The 3,983-nt window shown below is 66.0% G+C and carries 2 protein-coding genes, 2 pseudogenes and 1 other annotated feature; of the genes and pseudogenes, 2 read left to right on the top strand and 2 right to left on the bottom strand.

The window, feature by feature from the left end; translation table 11 throughout:
• Window positions 1-109: 109 nt before the first annotated feature.
• Window positions 110-1,365: pseudogene (locus FHG66_RS21090) on the bottom strand (IS3 family transposase).
• Window positions 941-1,057, bottom strand: a sequence feature (AL1L pseudoknot). Its footprint overlaps the pseudogene before it by 117 nt.
• A gap of 197 nt (window positions 1,366-1,562) precedes the next feature.
• Here FHG66_RS21090 and FHG66_RS21095 point away from each other — a divergent pair.
• Together FHG66_RS21095 and FHG66_RS21100 are read left to right on the top strand one after the other, a co-directional pair.
• Complete coding sequence (locus FHG66_RS21095) at window positions 1,563-2,501, top strand: transposase (RefSeq protein WP_139079113.1); 939 nt, start codon at window positions 1,563-1,565, stop codon at window positions 2,499-2,501.
• 6 nt (window positions 2,502-2,507) lie between these two features.
• A pseudogene (locus FHG66_RS21100) lies at window positions 2,508-3,299 on the top strand (IS5 family transposase); the annotation flags it as partial.
• A gap of 9 nt (window positions 3,300-3,308) precedes the next feature.
• Here the strand turns inward: FHG66_RS21100 and FHG66_RS21105 are convergent.
• A complete protein-coding gene (locus FHG66_RS21105; RefSeq protein WP_139079114.1) occupies window positions 3,309-3,701 on the bottom strand; it encodes an acyl-CoA thioesterase in 393 nt (130 codons plus the stop codon).
• Window positions 3,702-3,983: the final 282 nt, after the last annotated feature.

The raw sequence follows: 3,983 nt of genomic DNA on the forward strand, positions 1-3,983 counted from the left end.
GGCGACAGAAAGCAGCCGATCTACAAGTCGCCCTTTGGACCCAACTCGGCCCAAGGCTGACCGATGATGTTGAACCGCACCGGGTTTGCCGGAAGCGAGTTTTCGTTAGCTACGCGGCCATGACTGGGGTGACCAGAGCCGTGTAGAAGTTTGGTTCGGCCTCGGCGGGCGGTGTGTTCCCGATGGGCTAGAGGAGACGGCGGTTGTTGAACCAGTCCACCCATTCGAGAGTGGCGACCTCCACGGCCTCGAAGCTCCTCCAGGGTCCGCGGCTATGGATGACCTCGGCCTTGAAGAGCCCTTTGATCGTCTCGGCCCAGGCGTTGTCGTAGCTGTCGCCGACGCTGCCCACGGACGGCTCGATGCCCGCGTCAGCCAATCGCTCAGTATACTTGATGGACAGGTATTGGCTGCCTCGGTCGCCATGATGGACCAGCCCCATGCTTTTGGTGGGCCGGCGTTCATGGACGGCCTGCTCCAGGGCATCGAGGACGAAGCCCGCGTGCGCCGATGGGCTGACCCGCCAGCCGACGATCCTGCGGGCAAAGGCATCGACCACGAAGGCCACATAGACGAAGCCCTTCCAGGTCGCGACGTAAGTGAAGTCGCTGACCCAAAGCATGTTGGGCGCAGCCACGCGGAACTGCCGGTTGGCCTTGTCCAGCGGGCAAGGCACCTTCTTGTCCGGAACTGTCGTCCTGTGCGGCCTGCCCCGGATGATGCCTTGAAGGCCCATCTCCTTCATCAGCCTCGCCACCGTGCAGCGGGCGACATCGAAACCCTCTCGGCCGAGTTGCCGCCAAACCTTGCGGACGCCGTAGACGCGCCAGTTCTCCTCGAACACGCGCAGGATCTCAGGCCGCAGCGCCTCGTCGTGCCGCGCACGATCCGACAACCGGGCCGGGTCCGCCCGCTTCGCCAGGTGGTCATAGTAGGTGGACGGGGCGATCCGCAGAAGACGGCAGATCGGCTCGACCCCGTGTGCCCCTCGATGGGCATCGATGAACGACACCATCACTTCGACCGGCGGTCGAGCTCCGCCATCGCAAAATGCGCGGACGCCTTGCGCAGGATCTCGTTGGCCCGGGCCGTAGCTCCCGGTTCTCGCGCTCGAGAGCCTTGAGCCGCTCCGCCATCTCGGTCGGGACACCGGCGCGGCGCCCGCTCTCCACCTCGGCCTTCTTCCCCCACTCGTTCGAGCCGCTGCGCCGCGCAGCCGATCTTGGCCGAGATCGACACGATGGCCGACCAGCGGGAGCCATGCTGGCCATTGCTCGAACCAATGGCGCAATGGCTTCGATCCAGCACCATCCGCACAGCGCGTTCCCGCACCTCAGGAGAGAACTTGTTCGTCGTCTTGCTCATCAGGGCTCCACCCACCTCAGAAGTTGGAGCCTCCTGTCTTGACTGGATCCGGTAGAAGGGGGTCGCGGACGGCATCCCGCAAGCCTCCCGGGCACTGAGCCCGTTTGCCGGCATGGGAGCCGTCCGCTTCTTCGCGTTCATCCTGAACAGTTGACTGGGGCTGTTGCCGCAGACCCCGCAGAACAGGAGCAGGAGACATGATGGAGCAGATCTACATCGGCGTCGACGTGGCAAAGCTCTGGCTGGACATCCAACACCCAAGTCGGGCACCGCGGCGGATCGACAGCAGCCCCTCGGCAATACGCGCATTTACTCGCGCCGTGGCAAAGGAGGGAGCCTGGGTCATCTTCGAGGCAAGTGGTGGATACGACCGAGGGCTGCGGGATGCGCTCGAGGCGGCCGGCGCCCGGTTCAGTCGGGTCAATCCCCGGCAGGCCCGTGACTTCGCCCGAGCCATGGGCGTGATCGGCAAGACCGACAAGGTCGATGCACGTCTGCTGGCCGAGTTCGGGCAGCGGCTCCGCCCGGCTCAGACCCCACCTCTCTCGGCGGAAAGGCAAGTCCTCTTGGCCCAGGTCACCCGGAGACGGCAGCTCGTAGAGATGCGTAAGCAGGAGGTAACGCGTCTTCAGCAGACGGCCGATCCGGAGGCCCGCGCCGACATCAGCAGCCTCATTGGTCTTCTCGAGCGGCGGATCTCGAAGATCGAGAAGCGGATGATCGAGATCGTCAGCGCCGCTCCTGACCTGGCTGAGATTGATCGACGCCTCAGAACAGTCCCAGGCGTCGGCCAGATCGTCTCGGCAACCCTCCTGGCTGAACTGCCTGAACTTGGGACCCTCGACCGGCGACGGATCGCGGCTCTCGCCGGACTGGCTCCCATCACCCGCGACAGCGGCCAGCGAGCAAGCCGCCGGACCATCGGTGGAGGGCGACCCACCGTCCGCACGATGCTCTACGTGGCGGCTCTCCACGCCTCTCGCCACTCGTTGGCGTTTGGCCACTTCCGACGGCACCTCGAAGCAGCTGGCAAGCCGGTCAAGGCCGCTCTCACGGCAACCGCCCGACAGCTACTGACCGTCCTCAACACCATGATCGCTTCGGAGGCCGACTTCGTCGAAACCGCACCGTCCTGAGTACAGTTGCCTGTATCCGACCACCCCTGGGCGGCCGTTGCGCCGCTGCTGCCGCCCGAGCCACCCAAGCCCAGAGGTGGCCGGCCTCGCTGCAATGATCGCGTCGCTCTGGCCGGCGCCATCTTTGTGCTGCGCTCCGGCACCCTTTGGAGATGCTGCCGCGCGAGCTGGGTTGCTCGGGCCTGACTTGTTGGCATCCTCTGCGGGACTGGCAGGAGGCCGGCATCTGGGCCGCACTGCACCGCGTGCTGCTCGAGCGCCTGTCGTATGCCGGGCCTCTGGATTAGAGCCGGGCCAGCCTGGACAGCGCGTCCGTGCCGGCGAAAAGGGGGGCACCGAAACCGGTCCGAACCCGGCGGATCGCGGACCAAACCGGGCACAAAGCGCCCCCTTGTGGTCGACCGCCGAGGCACGCCCCTCGGGGTGCAACTGAGCCCCGCCAATCGCCACAACAGCATGATGTTGGCGTCGGCCTTGGACGCTGTGCCCGGCGTGCGCCATGGGCGGGGCCGGCCGCGCAAGCGACCTCGTAAGCTCCACGGCCTGTAAGGCCTACGACTACCGCCGCTGCCGGAGCGAGTGTTGTGCCCGCTCCGTCGCGCCATGCATCGCAAGGCGGAGCCTCGAGGCGAGCGAAACGCTGGGCCGGCACCGCTAGGTGGTCGAGCGCACCCTGGCCTGGCTCAACCGCTTCCTGCGCCTTGCGATCCGGCTCACGAGCGGCGCGCCGACATCCACAAAGCCTTCGTGACCCTCGGCTGCGCCCTCATCTGCCTCAACCAGATCAGACGGTTTTGTTGGGTGCTCTTATTCGTCCGGCCTGACCGGCCGGGGCCGTCCTTCAGTATCGAGCGCCACGAACGTGAAGGTCGCCTCCGTCACAAGCTCGCTCGTGTCGCTGTCGCGGCTTCGGCGCCAAGCTTCCACATGGATCTGCATGGAGGTGCGCCCGGTGCGGAGCAGGTTCGCATAAAGCGACACCTCGTCGCCCACCTTCACGGGCCGGTGGAACTTCATGCCGTCGACGGCCACGGTCGCCGTCCGCCCCCGGGCGGTGTGGGAGGCCACGTTGCTGCCCGCGAGGTCCATCTGCGACATGAGCCAGCCGCCGAAGATGTCGCCGGCCGGGTTGGTGTCGGCCGGCATCGCGATGGTTCGAATGGCCGGCGTACCAGAGGGGGGAGCTTTGGGGTCTGTCATGCGGTTTCCTAGGTGGCTTCCAGCGATTAGCGAAGTCGTGTCTTGGCCAACAGTAGTTCCGGGTTCGACATGCGCAGGAGCGGGTCCACATCCTTAAGCGCTGTCTCGATCAGATGGCGCGGAGTAGTCTGCGCTCATGGCCTGACCGAGTTCGTTTGCTCCCCAGCCCCGTCCCCTGTCTCCACCCGAAGCTCACTGTCTGTCGTGTCGACGACCTCCTCCGCGTGCGCCTCCTCGCGGCCGTAGCGGACCTCGTGGTAGCCCTCGTAGATCATCTCGAGC

The organism is Rubellimicrobium rubrum (genome assembly GCF_006152115.1).
GTDB classification, from domain to species: Bacteria; Pseudomonadota; Alphaproteobacteria; order Rhodobacterales; family Rhodobacteraceae; genus Rubellimicrobium; species Rubellimicrobium rubrum.

What these genes read in the sequence shown, in the direction of transcription:
- FHG66_RS21095 (WP_139079113.1), top strand. Translation starts at nt 1,563, where the DNA reads ATGATGGAGCAGATCTACATCGGCGTCGACGTGGCAAAGCTCTGGCTG.
- FHG66_RS21105 (WP_139079114.1), bottom strand. Translation starts at nt 3,701, where the DNA reads ATGACAGACCCCAAAGCTCCCCCCTCTGGTACGCCGGCCATTCGAACC.